Origin of the sequence: Comamonas sp. SY3 (assembly GCF_041730275.1) — a bacterium.
In the GTDB taxonomy this organism is placed as follows: Bacteria; Pseudomonadota; Gammaproteobacteria; order Burkholderiales; family Burkholderiaceae_C; genus Comamonas; species Comamonas sediminis.
This window is the reverse complement of sequence record NZ_JBGTYN010000001.1, coordinates 307,429-324,315: the sequence shown is the minus strand read 5'-3', so window position 1 is coordinate 324,315 and position 16,887 is coordinate 307,429. Positions and strand designations below refer to the sequence as shown.

Annotated in this window: 15 protein-coding genes; 7 read left to right on the top strand and 8 right to left on the bottom strand. The window is 65.6% G+C overall.

From position 1 onward, the window contains the following. Positions 1-25 precede the first annotated feature (25 nt). The 3 genes from ACCQ08_RS01390 to yjgA form a co-directional block, all read right to left on the bottom strand. On the bottom strand, positions 26-1,234 hold the full coding sequence (locus ACCQ08_RS01390; RefSeq protein WP_239811310.1) for a multidrug effflux MFS transporter: 1,209 nt from the start codon (positions 1,232-1,234) through the stop codon (positions 26-28). A gap of 295 nt (positions 1,235-1,529) precedes the next feature. Next, positions 1,530-2,126: a molybdopterin adenylyltransferase gene (gene mog, locus ACCQ08_RS01385; protein WP_373448643.1), complete on the bottom strand. Its 597-nt coding sequence runs from the start codon at positions 2,124-2,126 to the stop codon at positions 1,530-1,532. Between the two features lie 22 nt (positions 2,127-2,148). Beyond that, entirely contained in the window at positions 2,149-2,835 is a 687-nt protein-coding gene (gene yjgA / locus ACCQ08_RS01380) for a ribosome biogenesis factor YjgA (protein WP_373448642.1), read from the bottom strand. An 80-nt stretch (positions 2,836-2,915) separates the two neighbouring features. Between yjgA and pmbA the strand changes: the two genes are divergently transcribed. Together pmbA and ACCQ08_RS01370 are read left to right on the top strand one after the other, a co-directional pair. After that, a complete protein-coding gene (gene pmbA / locus ACCQ08_RS01375; RefSeq protein ID WP_312409815.1) occupies positions 2,916-4,316 on the top strand; it encodes a metalloprotease PmbA in 1,401 nt (466 codons plus the stop codon). A 120-nt stretch (positions 4,317-4,436) separates the two neighbouring features. Further along, a complete protein-coding gene (locus tag ACCQ08_RS01370) occupies positions 4,437-5,144 on the top strand; it encodes a riboflavin synthase subunit alpha (RefSeq protein WP_373448641.1) in 708 nt (235 codons plus the stop codon). Positions 5,145-5,323: 179 nt separating this feature from the next. On the opposite strand, the gene tam is transcribed toward ACCQ08_RS01370, so the two are convergent. Next, entirely contained in the window at positions 5,324-6,085 is a 762-nt protein-coding gene (tam, locus tag ACCQ08_RS01365) for a trans-aconitate 2-methyltransferase (RefSeq protein ID WP_373448640.1), read from the bottom strand. Between the two features lie 98 nt (positions 6,086-6,183). Here tam and ACCQ08_RS01360 point away from each other — a divergent pair, with 98 nt between their 5' ends. The 4 genes from ACCQ08_RS01360 (at position 6,184) to ACCQ08_RS01345 (ending at position 10,327) form a co-directional block, all read left to right on the top strand. Further along, entirely contained in the window at positions 6,184-7,113 is a 930-nt protein-coding gene (locus tag ACCQ08_RS01360; RefSeq protein WP_373448639.1) for a LysR family transcriptional regulator, read from the top strand. A 1-nt stretch (position 7,114) separates the two neighbouring features. Further along, positions 7,115-8,020, top strand: a complete 906-nt coding sequence (locus ACCQ08_RS01355) for a LysR substrate-binding domain-containing protein (RefSeq protein ID WP_373448638.1) — start codon at positions 7,115-7,117, stop codon at positions 8,018-8,020. Between the two features lie 99 nt (positions 8,021-8,119). Then, a complete protein-coding gene (locus tag ACCQ08_RS01350; RefSeq protein WP_373448637.1) occupies positions 8,120-9,307 on the top strand; it encodes an alpha-hydroxy acid oxidase in 1,188 nt (395 codons plus the stop codon). A 36-nt stretch (positions 9,308-9,343) separates the two neighbouring features. Then, complete coding sequence (locus ACCQ08_RS01345) at positions 9,344-10,327, top strand: Bug family tripartite tricarboxylate transporter substrate binding protein (protein ID WP_373448636.1); 984 nt, start codon at positions 9,344-9,346, stop codon at positions 10,325-10,327. 26 nt (positions 10,328-10,353) lie between these two features. On the opposite strand, the gene ACCQ08_RS01340 is transcribed toward ACCQ08_RS01345, so the two are convergent. The 3 genes from ACCQ08_RS01340 to ACCQ08_RS01330 form a co-directional block, all read right to left on the bottom strand. After that, positions 10,354-11,637: an MFS transporter gene (locus ACCQ08_RS01340; RefSeq protein WP_373448635.1), complete on the bottom strand. Its 1,284-nt coding sequence runs from the start codon at positions 11,635-11,637 to the stop codon at positions 10,354-10,356. A 142-nt stretch (positions 11,638-11,779) separates the two neighbouring features. Beyond that, the gene (locus ACCQ08_RS01335; RefSeq protein ID WP_373448634.1) at positions 11,780-13,060 is read right to left on the bottom strand and encodes a sorbosone dehydrogenase family protein; all 1,281 of its coding nucleotides are present in this window, start codon (positions 13,058-13,060) and stop codon (positions 11,780-11,782) included. Continuing rightward, positions 13,041-14,123 carry a tartrate dehydrogenase gene (locus ACCQ08_RS01330; protein WP_373448633.1) on the bottom strand — a complete coding sequence of 361 codons (1,083 nt, stop codon included), beginning with the start codon at positions 14,121-14,123 and terminating at the stop codon, positions 13,041-13,043. Before ACCQ08_RS01330 ends, ACCQ08_RS01335 begins: the two co-directional genes overlap by 20 nt. A gap of 211 nt (positions 14,124-14,334) precedes the next feature. Between ACCQ08_RS01330 and ACCQ08_RS01325 the strand changes: the two genes are divergently transcribed. Further along, entirely contained in the window at positions 14,335-15,246 is a 912-nt protein-coding gene (locus ACCQ08_RS01325) for a DMT family transporter (RefSeq protein ID WP_312409785.1), read from the top strand. A 113-nt stretch (positions 15,247-15,359) separates the two neighbouring features. Here ACCQ08_RS01325 and ACCQ08_RS01320 read toward each other — a convergent pair whose 3' ends face one another. Further along, complete coding sequence (locus tag ACCQ08_RS01320; RefSeq protein WP_312409784.1) at positions 15,360-16,094, bottom strand: SIMPL domain-containing protein; 735 nt, start codon at positions 16,092-16,094, stop codon at positions 15,360-15,362. Between the last annotated feature and the right edge of the window lie 793 nt (positions 16,095-16,887).

Below are 16,887 nucleotides of genomic sequence, written 5' to 3'. Positions count from 1 at the left end.
AAGCTTTTGATCCCTGAGGACGGACTCAAGCCACCTGTCCCACCCCCCGTGCATCCGGCATGCGCGATGCCCAGGCGAACACCGCCATCCCCAGCAGCACCGTCACCGCCAGGCCCAGCGCCAGCAGCAGGCCACTGTGGAAGAGCTGCGGCGCCACGAGGCCGGAGATGATGGTGAAGACCATCATCTGGCTAAAGCCCTGCAAAGAAGAAGCCAGGCCGCGCATCTGGGGGAACTGGCCCATGGCTTCCAGCGTCAGGATGGGCATCAGCTGCGAGATGCCAAAGGTGTAGAGCGTGATCGGCAGGACGGCCCAGGGGACGGTGGGTTGCTGGGTCAGGCTGTTGTAGAGCAGGTTGCAGGCGCAGGCGACCAGCAGGCAGGCGTAGCCGATGCGCTTTTGCACGGCGGGCGGAATGCGGCGGGCAAACACGCTGGAGATGGCCGAGCCCAGCATGGTGCCGGCAATCAATGGGATGAACAGCCAGCCCAGCGCGGTTTCGTCCATGCCGAGGATGGTCATCACAAACTCGGCGGCTGAGCTGATGTAGATCGAGTTGGCACCGGCCATCAGCGCCAGGCCGATCAGCATGGTGCGGAACTTGCGGTTGCGCAGTGCCTGCAGGTAGTTGCCGGCAATGATGCGCAGCTTCAGCGGCGTGCGGCGCTCGGGCGGCAGGGTTTCGGGCAACTGGCGCCAGATCAGCAGCGCCAGCAAGACGCCAAAGCCCGACAGGAAATAGAAGCTGTAGCGCCAGCCGCCATGGCTTTGCAGCCAGCCGCCCAGCACGGGCGCCAGCGCAGGGGCCAGGCCAAACACCATCATCACCAGCGCCATCATGCGCTGCGCCTCGGCACCCTGGTGCTGGTCTTGCACCATCGCGCGCACGATGACCATGCCCGAGCCGGCGCACAGGCCCTGCACCAGGCGCATCAGCACCAGCGATTCAATCGAGCCGGCAAAGGCCGCTGCCAGCGAGGTGATGCCGTAGCCGATGGCCGAGACCATCAACACGCGGCGGCGGCCGAAGGTATCGCTGAGCGTGCCGTAGAACAGCATGGTGCTGGCCATCGCAAACACGTAGACGCTCAGGGTTTGCTGAACTGCAATGGGTGAGGCGCCAAACTCCTGCCCGATGGCATGGAAGGAAGGCAGGTAGGTATCGATGCCCAGCGGACCAATCATGGTGCACAGGGCAAACAGCAGGGTGAGCGTAACGGGTGACTTTTGCATGGGGCGCTGGGCGCGCTGCCCGGGCCGCGATCACCAAGCGCTGCTAGGCCCTGCGGGCCTATTGCTTGGATGGAGGAAGAAGCGGGTGGGGCGAGGGCGCCGAAATGAAGAACCACCGCCCTACAAAAATGGCAGAGGCAAGGCGGCAAGCAGGCATTTAACCAAAAATTGCCGCTGCCTGTGCCAACGGCCCGCGCCGCCAAAACGCGCTGGGACATTGGCTGCCCGCAATGCAAAGAGCGCGAAACTGTGTACACATTTCGCGCTCTGGGCGGTTATCAGCGGTGTGGAACGCCTAGCCCGCGCTGGGCCGCTCGGCGCCCTTGGGGCGAAATGCCTTGCAAACGGCTTCGTCGGTTTGCAGATAGGGGCCGCCAATCAGGTCCACACAGTACGGCACGGCGGCAAAGATGCCCGGCACCTGCTGCTGGCCTTCGGCGTCCTTCAGGCCTTCCAGGGTCTGGGCAATCGCCTTGGGCTGGCCGGGCAGGTTGATGACCAGGCTGCTGCCCCGGATGACGGCCACCTGGCGCGACAGAATCGCGGTCGGTACAAACTGCAGACTGATCTGGCGCATCTGTTCGCCAAAGCCGGGCATTACCTTATCTGCGATGGCCAGAGTTGCTTCGGGCGTCACATCGCGCGGTGCAGGGCCCGTGCCGCCGGTGGTCAGCACCAGCGCGCAGCCAAGGTCCACCAGCTCGATGAGGGTCTGGCTGATCAGTGCCTCGTCGTCGGCAATCAGCCGGGTCTCGTACTGCAGCGGGTTGCGCAGCGCGCGGCCCAGCCAGTCCTGCAAGGCAGGCAGGCCCTTGTCTTCATAGACGCCGGTGCTGGCGCGGTCGCTGATCGAAACGAGGCCTATCTTGACGGTGTCGTAGGTGCTGCTCATCGCTTGCCCTGTTGCGCTGCCATCAGGCCTGGTCATCGTCGTCTTCGCCGTCTGCAGCCGTATCGCTGCTGCTGCGGCTGGCGCTGTGGGCGGCCATCACATGGTCACGCACCAGCTGGAACAGCTCGCGGTAGGCACGGCCCTTGCGGGGCGCCTGGCCGGTGGATTCCTGCACATGGGCTTCGTGGGCGCCTGGCATGTCCTTGCGGGCCTGGCGCACCAGGGAGCGCAGTTGCTGGATGTCGGTATCGGGGGCTTCGTTGATCCACTGGGCCACCGCATCGTCGCTGACGATCATGCGGTCGCGCCACTGCTCGGCGGCATGCAGCAGGGCCTTTTCCAGGCTGGAGCCTTCCTTTTGCTCGGACAGGGCTGCCTTGATCGCGGCGATTTCGCTGTCTTCGAGCTTGCGCATCAGCTTGCCGATGTACTGCATCTGGCGGCGCTTGCCTTCGAAATTGGTGATGCGCTTGGCCTCGGCCAGCGCGTTGGCCAGGATTTCAGGCAATTCCAGGCGCTTGAAGAGGTCGCTGCGCAAGGTCAGCAGCTCTTTGCCCAGGTCTTGCAGGTCATCCATTTCCTTTTTCAGGTCGGACTTGCTCGACTCGGTGGTGCCTTTGAGCTCGGCCTTGAGTTCGATATCGAGCTCGCTGCCTTCGGCCACGAACTTGCCGCGAACGAAATAGCCTTTTTTGGGTTTGCGTGACATGGTTAAATGCTTTTGTTCAAAAGGCCATCGCCCGGCGCAGTGCCTGGGCGATGGCGGTTATCAGTATCATAGCGGGCAGTATGAATAAATCCGTATCCAGCTCCAACAGCCAAGGCGATGCCAAGGCCGAGTCCGGCTTCAGTTACAGCCGCGCATTTTTCAAAGATCTCGTCGAGCAGGCGCTCTCGCATGCCAAAAAACTCGGTGCGACCGATGCCGGGGCCGATGCCTCCGAAGGCTCCGGTCTGTCGGTGAGTGTGCGCAAAGGCGAGCTGGAGACGGTGGAGCGCAACCGGGACAAATCACTGGGAGTGACGGTGTATCTGGGCAAGCGCCGTGGCAATGCCAGCACGTCCGACTTCTCTGCCGAAGCAGTGCAGCGCACCGTGCAGGCGGCCTATGACATTGCACGCTTCACCGCCGAGGACCCTATCGCAGGTCTGCCCGACGCAGCCGATATTGTGCCAGCAGCCGAGCACCGCGAACTGGAGCTATTCCATCCTTGGGCCATTGACAGCGAAGCGGCGGCCCAATTGGCCCTGCAGTGCGAGGCGGCGGCCTTTGCCACCGACAAGCGCATCACCAACAGCGAAGGCGCCGGTGTGTCGGCCCAGCAAAGCCATTTCTACAGCGCCCACACCAACGGTTTTGCCGGCGGTTATGCCAGCTCGCGCCACAGCCTGTCGGTGGCACCGATTGCCGGCAAGGGCGCCGACATGCAGCGCGATGCCTGGTACAGCAGCATGCGCCGCGCCAGCGACCTGGCCGATCCTGCCGTGGTAGGCCGGTATGCTGCCGAGCGCGCACTCTCGCGCCTGGGCGCCCGCAAGATTGCCACGACCGAATGCCCGGTGCTGTTCGATGCCCCGCTTGCCGCCGGCCTGGTGGGCTCGCTGGTGCAGGCCATCAGCGGCGGCGCGCTCTACCGCCGCAGCTCCTTTTTGCTGCATTCGCTGGGCAAGAAGGTCTTCCCCAAGCACATCCAGCTGGTCGAAGACCCCTTCATCATCGGCGGCAAGGGCAGTGCGCCTTATGACGACGAAGGCGTGCGCGTGTCCAAGCGTTCGGTGATCGAGGACGGCAAGGTGGCCGGCTATTTCCTGTCCACCTATTCGGCCCGCAAGCTGAGCATGCGCACCACCGGCAATGCCGGCGGCGCCCACAACCTGCATTTCTACTCGACCAAGACCCGCCCTTCGGACGACCTCAACGCCATGCTGCAAAAGCTGGGCACGGGTCTGTTCGTCATCGAGCTGATGGGCCAGGGCGTGAACCCGGTCACCGGCGATTATTCGCGCGGCGCCAGTGGTTTCTGGGTGGAAAACGGCCAGATCGCCTTTCCGGTCGAAGAGATCACCATTGCCGGCAACCTCAAGGACATGTTCAAGGGCATCGAGGCCGTGGGCGCCGATGCCTACAACGCCGGCTCCAAGACCCTGGGCAGTATCCTGATCAACCGCATGAAGGTGGCAGGGTCCTGATCCCTCGCCGCTCAATAGCATCCAGCCCGCTCAGAGCCATCCAATCCAGGGGCGGCGGGCGGGTTTTATTTTTTGACTGGGCAGCTGGCCAAAGCGGGCCGGCGCTGTAAGGAGTGGGCTGTGTTTACCGGCATTATTCAGGCAGTGGCGCGCATCAGCGCGATTGACGACCAACCGGGGCTGCGGAGCTTTACCGTGGCCTTTCCCGATGGCTTTTGCGATGACCTGGCGATAGGGGCCAGTGTGTCGCACGACGGCGTATGCCTGACGGTGACCGAGCTGCTGGACCCCACGCACGCGCGCTTTGATGTGATGCAGCAGAGCCTGAACATCACCACCCTGGGCGGGCTGGAACTCGGCTCGCCAGTGAATGTGGAGCGCGCGGCCAAGGATGGCGCCGAGATTGGCGGCCACCCGCTGTCGGGCCATGTGGACTTTACCGGCACCTTGGTGCAGGTGCGCCAGTTCGACAACAACCATGTGATGCGGGTCGCAGTGCCCGAGGCCTTTCGCCGCTATGTATTCGCCAAGGGCTATATCGCCATCAATGGCGCCAGCCTGACCGTTGCCGAGGTCAACCGCCAGGAAGGCTGGTTCGAGGTCTGGCTCATCCCCGAGACGCTGCGCATGACCGTGTTTGGCGACAAGCGCGCCGGTGACCGCCTGAACATCGAGATCGAGCGCAGTACCCAGGTGGTGGTGGACACCGTGCGTGAGGCAGTGGACGAGAAGCTGGGCCAACTCAAGCCCCTGCTCGAAGCGCTGCTGCGCGAGAAAGGCCTGAGCCTGGAAGACCTGGTTACACCGCCGCAACTGCCCAAGGCTTGATGGCCAAGGCGTGGATAGGGGTCCTCTGCATGACCCTCGCCCAATCGGATGGACGCGGATCGGGAGGAGACGCAAGGCGTCTTTTGCAGTGAATAGCCGTAGCTATTGACAAGGAAGACAACGCAGCGGATCGCCCGAGACCGCGTTCAGACCACGGCAGGGAGTTGTGCAGAGGATCCCTAGCGGGTGGCGACGATAAAGATCCGGGGGAAGGGCAGCAGCACCGTGCCGCTGGGCAGCGCCGGGTAGGCCTGGCGGATGGCGGCCAGGTAGTCGGCCAGGTACTGCGTCTTCTCCTGTGCATCGAGCTGCGCCAAGAACGGCCGCAGCGCCGAGCCTTTGAACCATTCGACCACCGCCTCGTGGTTGGCCAGTGGGTGCATATAGGTGGTGCGCCAGGCATCGACCCGGCTGCACAGCGGCTGCAGCAGCGCGTAGTACCAGTCAAGGCTGTGCCGGTCCGGATGGCGCACCGCGCCGATGCGCGAAGCCCAGGGGCCTTGCGCGGCCACCTCCCGCGCCAACACATGGGCGGGCTCTTGCAGGTTGTCGGGTGTCTGCACCGCCAGGCTGCCGCCGGCGCGCAGTTGCTGCAGCAGCTGTGGGTAGAGGCGGGCATGGTCGGGCAGCCACTGCAGGCTGGCATTGGCCAGAATCACATCCACGGCCGGTGCGGCCTGCCAGTTACCAATATCGGCCAGCGCAAACGGCGTCTGCGGCAGGCGCTCGCGTGCAGCGCGCAGCATGTCTTCGTCATTGTCCAGCCCCGTCACTGCCGCATCGGGGTAGCGCGCTTGCAGCACTTCGGTGGAGTTGCCAGGGCCGCAGCCCAGGTCGATGGCAGTCTGCACCTCGGTGTTCGGAATGGCGGCTACCAGATCACGCACGGGGCGGGTGCGTTCGGCTTCAAACTGGCTGTACTGCTGGGCGGACCAGGTCATGGGGTTCTCCTTCTGTCTTGCCCGGCACTGTAGTGCGCTTTACCCATGCTGACAAATACGCTATAAAAACCACAACCATACTTTTGAGGTATTGCTTGATGGAGTTGAGACAGCTGCGGGCCCTGGTCTGCATTGCCGAGTGTGGCAACCTGACCCGCGCTGCCCAGCAACTGGGTATGCAGCAGCCACCGCTGACGCGCCTGTTGCAGCAACTGGAGGCCGAGATGGGCACGCCGTTGATGGAGCGGCTGCCCAGAGGCATGCGGCCCACCGCCGCCGGTCTGGCGCTGGTGCAGGAGGCGCGCATGGTGCTGGCCAGGGTGGAGGCCATGGCCGGCCTGGTGCAGGATGCCGCCCAGGGCGGGCGTGGCCATGTGGCCATTGGCTTTACCAGCTCGGCGGCGTTGCACCCCTTGGTGGCACAGGTGCTGCGGGCTTTCAGGGCGCAGTGGCCGCGCGTGAAGGTCACATTGGAAGAGGCGGGATCGGGCGAGCTGCTGGACGGCCTGCTGGCGCAACGCCTGCATGCGGCACTGGTGCGCTCGGCCTGGGAGGCGCAGCCCAGCCTCAGCAGCCGGCATCTGCTGAGCGAGCCGATGGTCGTGGCCGGGCCGCTGGGCCATGCACTGATGCAGTCGCGCCGCCCCTTGCCGCTGGCGCAGCTGCGGGGCCAACCGCTGGTGCTGTACCGGCGGCCAGCGGGCCCGGGCCTGCACGATGGCATCGTCGCTGCCTGCGTGGGCGCGGGCTTTCATCCGCAGGTGGTGCAAGAGGCCCCGCGCCTGACTGCCACGTTGAGCCTGGTAGCCGCCGGCCTGGGCCTGAGCATTGTGCCGGCCTCCCTGCAGCACCTGCGCAGCGATGGGCTGGCCTACCGGCGGCTGAGCGGTGCGCCCGGCCTGGTGGCGCCGCTGATCCTGGTCAGCCAGCGCCGTCCCGAGGCGCAGGCCCGCGTGCTGCTGCAGCACCTGGGCGGCATTCTGGACCAGCAGCTGACGCTGCAGCGGGCGCGCAAGGGGGGCGCCTGACATGCAAAAACGCATCATGCCGTCGATGATGGCGCTGCAGTGCTTTGAGGCCGTGGCGCGCCACATGAGCTTTACCCTGGCGGCCCAGGATTTGTTCTTGACCCAGAGCGCCATCAGCAAGCAGATTGCGCAGCTGGAAGCCACCGTCTGCCAGGCGCTGTTCCACCGCTCGGCGCGCGGGCTGTCGCTCACCCCGGCCGGGCGCATGTACCTGGGCGAGGTGCGCAGCATCCTGAACCAGGTCGATGCCTCGGCCCGCTATGTGATGGGCTATGGCGAGGCGGACGAAACGCTGACGATTGCCGTGCAGCCCACCTTTGGCATCACTTGGCTGGTGCCGCGCCTGCGGTTGTTTCTGCAGGCCTACCCGCACATCCAGGTCGTCACCAAGGGCGATGCCCGGCCTTTTGACCTGATGCAGTCGCGCATCGACATCTCGCTGTTCTATGGCGAAGGCAGCCTGCCGGGCGCTGACTGCCACCGCCTGTTCGAGGCCGATGTGGCGGTGGTTTGTGCGCCGGACATCTTGCCTGCCCAGGGCCTGGCCTCGCTCGCTGAGCTGGAACAGTTGCCCATGGTCCAGTGCTCGTTTCGGCCCGAGATCTGGCGCGACTGGTTTGCCTGCCAGGGCTTTGTGCCGGCCGATGCCTACCGGGGCCCGCGTTTTGACACCTTCTCGATGTGCCTGCAGGCCGCACAAGAGGGCATTGGCCTGGCCATCATGCCGCGCATGTTTGCCGAGCAGGCGCTGGCCCAGGGCCGCCTGGTGCAGCCCTGGCCCTTTGTGCAGCCCAGCGACGGCGCCTACTACGTGGCCCATGCCAGCCCCTGCGCGGCCTTGCCCAAGATCCGCCATTTTGTCGATTGGGTGCTGGCACAGGCGCATGCCAGCCCGCCATCCGCATGAAATTTTGGAATAGCCCGATCATTTAATTTCGTTTGCCCCGGGCCGGGCGGCTGTCAACAATGCGTGGTTGGAAAAACAATAACCACGGAGACCGCGCACATGGCCGCGCTGCACCACTACCTCTCGATTGCCGACCTGGAGCGCGCTGCCCGCAAACGCTTGCCCGCCTGTGTGCGCGGCTATGTCTGCGGCGGCACGGAAGACGGCGTCTCGCTGCAGCAAAGCCTGCAGGCCTTCTCGCGCCTGGGCTTTGTGCCGCGCGGCCTGCGCCATGTGGCCCAGCGCAGCACGGCCACCACCTTGTGGGGCCAGACCTATGCGATGCCGATGGGCTTTGCGCCCACCGGCTTTGCCGCCATCGTGATGAAGGACTGCGACGCGGCGCTGGCCAAGGTGGCGCAGGCGCAGTCGCTGCCCTTCATCATCAGCGGCGCATCGACCGTGCCCTTGGAACAGCTGCAAAGCGCGCATGGCCAGCGCTGCTGGTACCAGGCCTACCTGCCGGGCAATATGGCGCGCATCCTGCCGCTGCTGCAGCGCCTGGAACGTGCCCAGATCCCCGTGCTGGTGGTCACCATCGACACCTGCGTGGGCGCCAACCGCGAGAACCTGCAGCGCCTGCGCTTTACCGTGCCGTTTCGCCCCAGCTGGACCTTGTTGCTCGACGGCCTGCGCCACCCGCGCTGGAGCTGCGATGTGTTTTTGCGCACCGTGTTGAGCCAGGGCGTGCCCCGCTTTGCCAACCTGGCACATGAGGCAGGGCCGGCCATCACCGCCGACCCGCCCCATGGCTTTCGGGGCGAGCGTGATCAGCTCGACTGGGACTGCATAGACCAGATACGCGCGGCCTGGAAGGGCAAGCTGGTGCTCAAGGGCGTCATGCACCCGGAAGACGCCCGACTTGCCGTGGCCCATGGCGCCGATGCGGTCATCGTCTCCACCCATGGCGGGCGCCAGCTCGATGCCTGCATCTCGCCCCTGCAGGCGCTGCCCGAGATTCGGCAGGCCGTGCCTGCCGGCTATCCGGTGTTCATCGACGGCGGCTTTCGCCGGGGCAGCGATGTGCTCAAGGCGATGGCGCTGGGCGCCGACCTGGTCTTTACCGGCCGGCCGCAGCTGTTTGGCGCGGCGGTAGCGGGCGAGGCGGGCATTGCCCACGCCGTGCAGCTGTTCCGCCAGGAGCTGATGACCAACCTGGCGCTGCTGGGCATCAACCGCCCGCAGGAGCTGACGGCGGACTGCCTGCGCATCCAGGGCGATTTTTCGCTGCCCCCCAGTCAGCGCTAAAGCGCTGCACCTATTTGCAATCAAGGAGACAAAAAAATGATGACACTGAGCAAGGCCGCGCTGGCCGTGGCTTCCGCATGGGCGCTGCTGCCCGCCGCACAGGCCCAAGGCACGGGCTACCCCGGCAAGCCCGTGAAACTGGTCGTGGGCTATGCCCCCGGCGGCGCCACCGACATTGGCGCGCGGCTGATCGCCGATGCGCTGGGCAAGGACCTGGGCCAGTCCTTCATCGTCGAAAACCGCCCGGGCGCCAACAGCAATATCGGTGCCGAGTATGTGGTGCGCGCGCCCGCCGATGGCTACACGCTGTTTGTCGGATCCATCTCGACGGCGATCAACCAGGGCCTCTACACCAAGCTGGCCTTTGACGCCGGCAAGGACCTGGTGCCGGTCGCCCAGCTCAACGTGGTGCCCAATATCTTGGCTGTGAGCGCCAAGCTGCCGGTCAACTCGGTGGCCGAGTACATCGCCTATGGCAAGCAACATCCGGACAAGCTGACCTGCGCATCGCCGGGCAGTGGTTCTTCGGCCCATCTCGGCTGCGAGCTGTTCAAGCTCAAGACAGGCACCAGCATCCTGCATGTGCCTTACCGGGGCAGCGGCCCGGCGGTGTCGGATCTGCTGGGCGGGCAGGTGGACTCGATGATGGACAACCTGCCGCCGCTGCTGGCGCAGATCCGTGCCGGCAAGCTCAAGGGCCTGGCGGTGACGACCGCAGAACGCGTCGATTTTGCGTCGGACATTCCGACCGTCGCCGAGTCCGGGGTGCCCGGCTTTGAGGTCGCCGCCTGGTTTGGCGTGTTTGCGCCAGCCGGCACGCCTGCCCAGGTGGTGGAGACCGTCAACAAGGCCATCAACCGCGCGCTGAATGCCAACCCCGATGTGCGGGCCAAGTACCAGAGCAATGGCTTTATGCTGCCGCCAGCGCCCAATTCACCCGCCAGTTTTCAGCGCTTCTTCAACAGCGAGATCAAGCGCTGGGGCGAGGTGGCGCAGGCCACCCACCTGAAGATCGACTGAGGCCCAGGCTGCGTTGGAACAGGTTCTTAGCGCGCGCTGGATGCCAGACGCGCGGGCAGCAGCAGCGATACCCCGGCGGCCAGCACCAGCAGCGCTGCGGCGGCGCCAAAGGCGATCCAGTGGGTGCCGAACTGCTCGTAGGCCCAGCCGCCCAGCCAGCTGCTGATCATCGCGCCAATCTGGTGGCCCAGGTAGGCGCAGCCGTAGAGCATGCCAACGAGCTTGATGCCGTAGAGATCGCCCAGGATGGCCGACGATGCGGCGATCGAGCCGGCCCAGACAATGCCGCCCAGCGCGGCCACGGCATAGAGCTGCCAATGGTGGATGACGGCCACCAGCCCGACAAAGCCCAGGCCCCGCACCAGGTAGATGACGGCCAGGATGTAGCGGCGCGGCACCATGTCCGACAGCTTGCCCAGGCCCAAGGTGCTGAAGATGGCGACCAGGCCGATCAGGCCAATGCCGCCGGCGCTGCTGCCGGCATCAAAGCCATGGTCCATCAGCATGGGCACGCCATGGGTGCCCAGCAGGTTCATGCTGAAGCCGCAGGCAAACAGGCCCAGAAAGATCTGCCAGAAGGGCGCGGTGGCCACTGCCTGGGCAAAGCGCAGCGAGGGCGCAGCGGGCTGGCCCGCCATCGTCCGCAGGCGCTCCCGGCGGGCGGCTTGCTCGGCGGGCGTCAGGTCGGTGTGCTCGGGCGCGTCATCACGCACAATCCACAGCGCCATCGCGGTGACGATCAGCGCAAATACCAGTGCAAAACCCAGCAGCGTGTATTGCCAGCCCCAGCGCGCAATCGTGAAGGTGAAGACCGGCGTCATCACTGCAATGCCTGCCATGGAGCCGGTGGACAGAAAGAACAGCGCCATGCCGCGCTGGCGCGTGAACCAGCTGCTGATCATCGGCGTGACTGCCACCGGGCTTGTGAAGGCCAGGCCCAGCGACAGCGCCACGCCATAGGACCAGAAAAACAGCCATGGCGTGCGGGCGTTGACGGCCCAGATGCAGGACAGCACCACGATGACGGTGCCCAGCAGCAGCACCCGCCGCGTGCCCTGGCGCGCCACGAGCCAGCCGGCCAGTGGCATGCCCAGGCCGTAGCACAACATGCCAAACGCGACGATGGACGACAGCAGGCTGCGGCTGAAACCCAGGTCCTGCGACAGCGGCACGATGAAGGGACCGATCCCCATGCGCATGCCCACCGTCAGCAAGGTGAGGATGGTGGAAGCGGCGACGATCACCCAGCCGAAATACAGGCCGGACGGTGGGGTGGGGCCCGGAGGCAGAGAGGTGGGGAGCGCTGTCATGACGCGGTGGCCGCGAGGCGCTCGTCAAAAGGCCTGCGCAACATGGGGATGTAGTAGGGCCGATGATAGGCCGGGGCGCAGGAAGGGCAAGCGGGGCGCGCGGCTGGATGTCGCGCTGGCGGCAGGCGGGCCAGCGCGTGGGTCAGCGCTGCGCGGCGGTGGCGCTGGCGCTGGCGGTATCTGGCAGCAGCATCAGCAGTGTGCGGTTGTAGTCTTCCACCACCATCAGCTGGCCGGCATGGTTCAGTGCCAGGCCGGTGGGGCGGCCCAGGGGCCGGGTCTTGCCATCTGCCGTCCAGTTGCCCAGCCACTCGATCGGCTTACCGCCGGGTTTGCCATCCTTCTGGCGCGCAAAGCCCACCACGCGGTGGCCTTGCGGCCCATGCCAGGCGGCCAGCAACTGGCCTTGGAAGGGGCTGGCCTGTGGGGTGGCCAGCAGGTGCAGCGGCGCCGTGTGCGCGAGCCAGAGCATATGGGGCGGCTTGGTGGCGGCGCAGCGCGCGCGTTGCTCGTAGCCGCGCGCCGGGCGCTGTGCGCCCACGCAATAGGGCCAGCCGTAGTCGGCGCCTTCCAGCAGTTCGTTGAGTTCTTCGGGCGGCTCGTTCCTGTCGCGGTAGTCGATGTTGTTCTCGGCCTGCCAAAGGCTGCCTTTGGCGGGGCCGTCGGGCAGGGTGGCCAGGGCCACGGAGTTGCGCAGACCCAGCGCAAACGGCGCGAACTGCTGCACAGGCGCTTGTCCTTGCACCGCAGGGCTGCGCAGGACCGCACGCCATACCGCGCCCCGGAACTGCATCGCCCCGCGCTCGGGGCAGGGATAAGGCAGCGCGCCTTGCGCGTCCTGGCAACGGTCACTGGCCGAGCCGATGTTGACATAAAGGCTGCCATCGGGCCCAAAGCTGATTTCCTTGAGCGGGTGGGCGCCGTCATCAGGCAATTGGTCAAGCACTGTCTGGGCCTGGATAGGCTGGCCGGCGGCCGGCACCGGTGTGCGCCAGATACGGCCGGCCTCGCCAATGTAGATTTGCGCATCGGGCCCGTGCAGCAGTGCGAGCGGGCGGTCGAGTTTGTCGGCTAGCACCTGGACCTGGGGGCGCTGTGCGGGGTTGGAAGACGGCTGCGCCGGCAGGCTCAGCTCCAGCAGCCGGCCCTGGCGCGGCATCCAGCTGCCCATGTCGATGATCCACAGGCGTCCGGGGCTGATCTCCAGCACCCGGCGGGGCGCGCGCAGGCCTTCGCGCTCATCAGCCACCAGGGCTACGCAGGTGCCGGCCGGGCTGCCGATGCTGACTTTTTCATAGCCGCCGCAGCGGCCCTGGGGCGTATAGCCCCGGGCGTGCGCCAGCGGCGCCCAGGCCAGCAAGGCGCTGGCCAGCGCTGCAAGCGCTGCCTGAGGCGGCAGGCGTTCAGGCCAGCACTTGTGCAATTGCCTTGCCCACGTCCGGGGTCTTGGCCTGGCCGCCCAGGTCGGGCGTGCGCGGGCCGCTCAGAATGGTCTGGCTGATGGCATCGACGATGGCATCGTGGGCGCTGCGCCAGGCACCCTGGCCGTTGCCCAGGAAGTCCAGCATCAGCGCCACCGACCAGATCATCGCGATCGGGTTGGCAATGTTCTGGCCATAGATGTCGGGCGCCGAACCATGCACGGGCTCGAACAGCGAGGGAAAGTTGCGCTCGGGGTTCAGGTTGGCCGACGGTGCCAGGCCGATGGTGCCGGTGGTGGCCGGGCCCAGGTCGCTGAGGATGTCGCCAAACAGGTTGGTCGCCGCGACCACATCGAAGCGGCCGGGCTGCAGCACAAAGCTGGCAGTCAGGATGTCGATGTGCTGCTTGTCCAGCACCACGTCGGGGTAGTTCTGGGCCATGGCTTCGGCACATTTGTCCCACCAGGGCATGCTGATCGCAATGCCGTTGGACTTGGTGGCCAGGGTCACATGCTTCTTGCTGCGGCTCTGGGCCAAGTCGAACGCGAACTTGAGCAGGCGGTCGGCGCCCTTGCGGGTGAACACCGCCTCTTGCAGCACCATCTCGCGGTCCGTGCCTTCGAACATGATGCCGCCCAGCGCGGTGTATTCGCCCTCGGTGTTCTCACGCACCACGTAGTAGTCGATATCGCCCGGTTTGCGGCCCGCCAGCGGGCAGGGCACGCCGTCAAACAGGCGCACCGGGCGCAGGTTGATGTACTGGTCGAACTCGCGGCGGAACTTGAGCAGTGAGCCCCAGAGCGAGACATGGTCGGGCACGGTGGCCGGCCAGCCGACGGCGCCGAACAGGATGGCGTCAAAGCCTTGCAACTGAGCCTTCCAGTCGTCGGGCATCATCTGGCCGTGCGCGGCAAAGTAGTCGCAATGCGCCCAGTCAAAGTGCTGCATCTCCAGCGGCAGGTCAAAGCGCTTGGCAGCGGCCTCCAGCACGCGGATGCCTTCGGGCATCACTTCCTTGCCGATGCCGTCGCCGGCCAATACCGCGATACGTAGTTTCTTGCTCATGCTGGTCCTGAATGTCTGGTCAAAAGGGGAGGGTGGCCGCCCGGGTGACTGGCAGCGCTCGCAAAGGCCATCGCTGGGCTCTACAATCGCTCGTCCTCGCACCTGGTGCCGGGGCTGGGATGTCTGGATGGGCATCCTAGCGCTGTTGGGGCAGCTGCGCAGCATGGTGCGAGACAGCTTGCACCGCTGGCGCCTCATTTTGCCGCCTGCCGTGTCGCCTTTTCCTTTCCCCCCTGAATCCCTGGCCGTATTGGCCGCCGCCTGCTGGGCGCTGGCCGCGCTGTTTTCCGCCCCGGTGGCGCGCAAGATGGGCGCCTTTGCCTTTACCCGCTGGCGCATGGTGTTTGCCACCGTGATGCTGGGCGGCTGGGCCACCGTGGCGGGCACCTGGGGCAGCCTGAACCTGGCGCTGGTGAGCGTGCTGGTGTTGTCGGGCTTTATCGGCATCTTCATTGGCGACACGGTGCTGTTTGCCTGCATGAACCGGCTGGGTCCACGCCGATCGGGCATTTTGTTTGCTACGCATTCGATGATGTCGGCCGTGTTGGCGGCGCTCTTTTTGGGTGAGCGCATGGGCGCGGTGGCGATGCTGGGCTGTGCACTGGTGCTGAGCGGCGTGATGTGCGCCATTGCCTTTGGCAAGCGCGCTGGCAGCGAATCGAGCCTGGAGGCCACGCGCGGCCGGCTCGCAGTGGGTGTGAGCCTGGGACTGATAGCCGCCTTGGGCCAGGCATTGGGCACCTTGGTGGTCAAGCCGGTGATGGGCCCCGATGTGGACCCGGTGGCCGCATCGGCCGTGCGCATGGCGGCGGGCTTTGGCTTTCATGCGGTGCTGCTGCTGGTGGGCTGGAAGCCAGCACGCCTGACCGCCGTGATGGAGCCGCGCGACTGGCAGCTGTTGGCGGGCAGTGCCTTTTTGTCGATGGCCATGGGCATGACCCTGATCCTGGCCGCCCTCAAGTACGGCAGTGCCGGGCTGGTGGGCATGCTGTCCTCTGTCTCGCCCATTCTGCTGCTGCCGCTGCTGTGGTGGAAGACCAAGGTACCGCCCACCTTGGGCGCGATGGCCGGTGCCTTGCTCACGGTTGCCGGCGTGGTGCTGATTCTGGCGCGGCTGAGCTGAGCCGCGACAGCCCAGAGCATGGGCGTGAAAAAGCCAGAGGATGCAAGGCATTCCCTGGCTCTGGTGTGGCTCAGCGCTGATCCGCTGGGCCACTGCGTTTCAATAGGCGCGGCTTACTTGATCAAACGCACCGCGCCGGACATGCTGACCGACACCGTGGTGTAGCCCGGCTCCAAGCCCACGGGGGCGCTGCTGTCCTCCATCTTGCTCATCATGGCCACGCCGCGGTTCATGCGGGGCATCGGCTGGCTCGTGCCGCTCTGGTTCAGGTGGATGGTGTCGTACTCGTACTGTGCGTATCCCATTGCATTGGCGGTGACCTTGGCCTTGGCGTTGAAGTTCTTGACGGCTTCAGCGATCAGCTGATCCTGCGCCTTGTTGCGCGCCGCATCCGACAGGCGGAAGCCAGAACCGGTCAGCCGGGCCTTGTCCATCAGCGCAGCCATCGTCTGGCCGAGCGCGGCAGTGTCGGTCGACTCCAGCTGCACATTGAACTGGGTGCGCCAGCTGGTCACCTTGCCATCCTTGTTGTAGACGGGGCTGGTGAACAGGTTCTCGGTCGTGACCTGCAAGGTCGAGGACTTCTTGGCGGTGGCCAGCACATCGGCCAGCGCGGTCTTGCCCAGTTGCTGGGCCTGGGCCTGGTCCTTGGATTCCTTCTCGACGCTGAACTGGGCCCAGGCCGTGTCTTCCGGCACACGGGTGGTTGCTTCGGCATCCAGGTTCAGGCTGGGGCGCTTGTCGATGTTGGCAGCGGCGGGGGCGGGGTTCTGGGCCATGGCGGTGGAAGCTACAAAAGGGGTGGCGGCGATCAGGGCAGCGGTCGCCAGCATGCGCATTTTTTTCATCAAATTCTCCTTCTTCAAAACAGTCGCGGAGGGCTTGCCAATAAATGGCGGGAGCCCAGGTCACCGGGCTTGGAGTGCCACGCGGGCTGCAAGTTTCAGCAACGCCGGCAAGCCGCATCGGATGGCCAAGCTTATCCCCAACTGCTGCGACAAAGAGCCACAGCGTAGGTGGCGGAAGGGCATGGACTTGTAGGACAGGCTGCCGCATTCGCCCTGGTTCATCGATATTCACATTTGGCGCTGCATTTGCCCAGACTGCAATGGCCTGGCTCTCCCGCAGGGCGGCAATGCTGTCATCGCCATAACCCAGGCTGCGCAGCAGCTCCTGCGTGTGCTGTCCCGGTTGGGGCGGGTCCATGTGCACACCCAGGCGTTTGCCTGCCATGCGCCGCGGCAGCAAGTTGGTGGGCGCCGTTTGCCCTGCGCTCGCCATCGCTCAGATGCACGGGTGCGAGACCACCGCTGACCAGCAGGTATGGGTCCTCATCCAGCGCTCGTGGGCGGCGAGTGGCGGGGGGTGTTCGGTGCGGTGGAGGCGTCGGTGTGGTGCATGGCTCAGGAAGGCAGAGGGCATGGGGCCGGAAGTCCCATTGCAACGAGGGAGTCGGGGTCTTAGCGGAAGAGGGTGAGGCTACCCACCGTGCAGATCAGAGTATGTGTACGCACCACATAAGTCGGTGACGGGATGAGCATTGCCGTCCCATCAGTGCCAAAAACATAGAGCCATGCGTCGGACCAGCATGGCCGGTGTTGCGCAGGGCAGGGACGGAGCTACACGCCTGATAGAAACTAT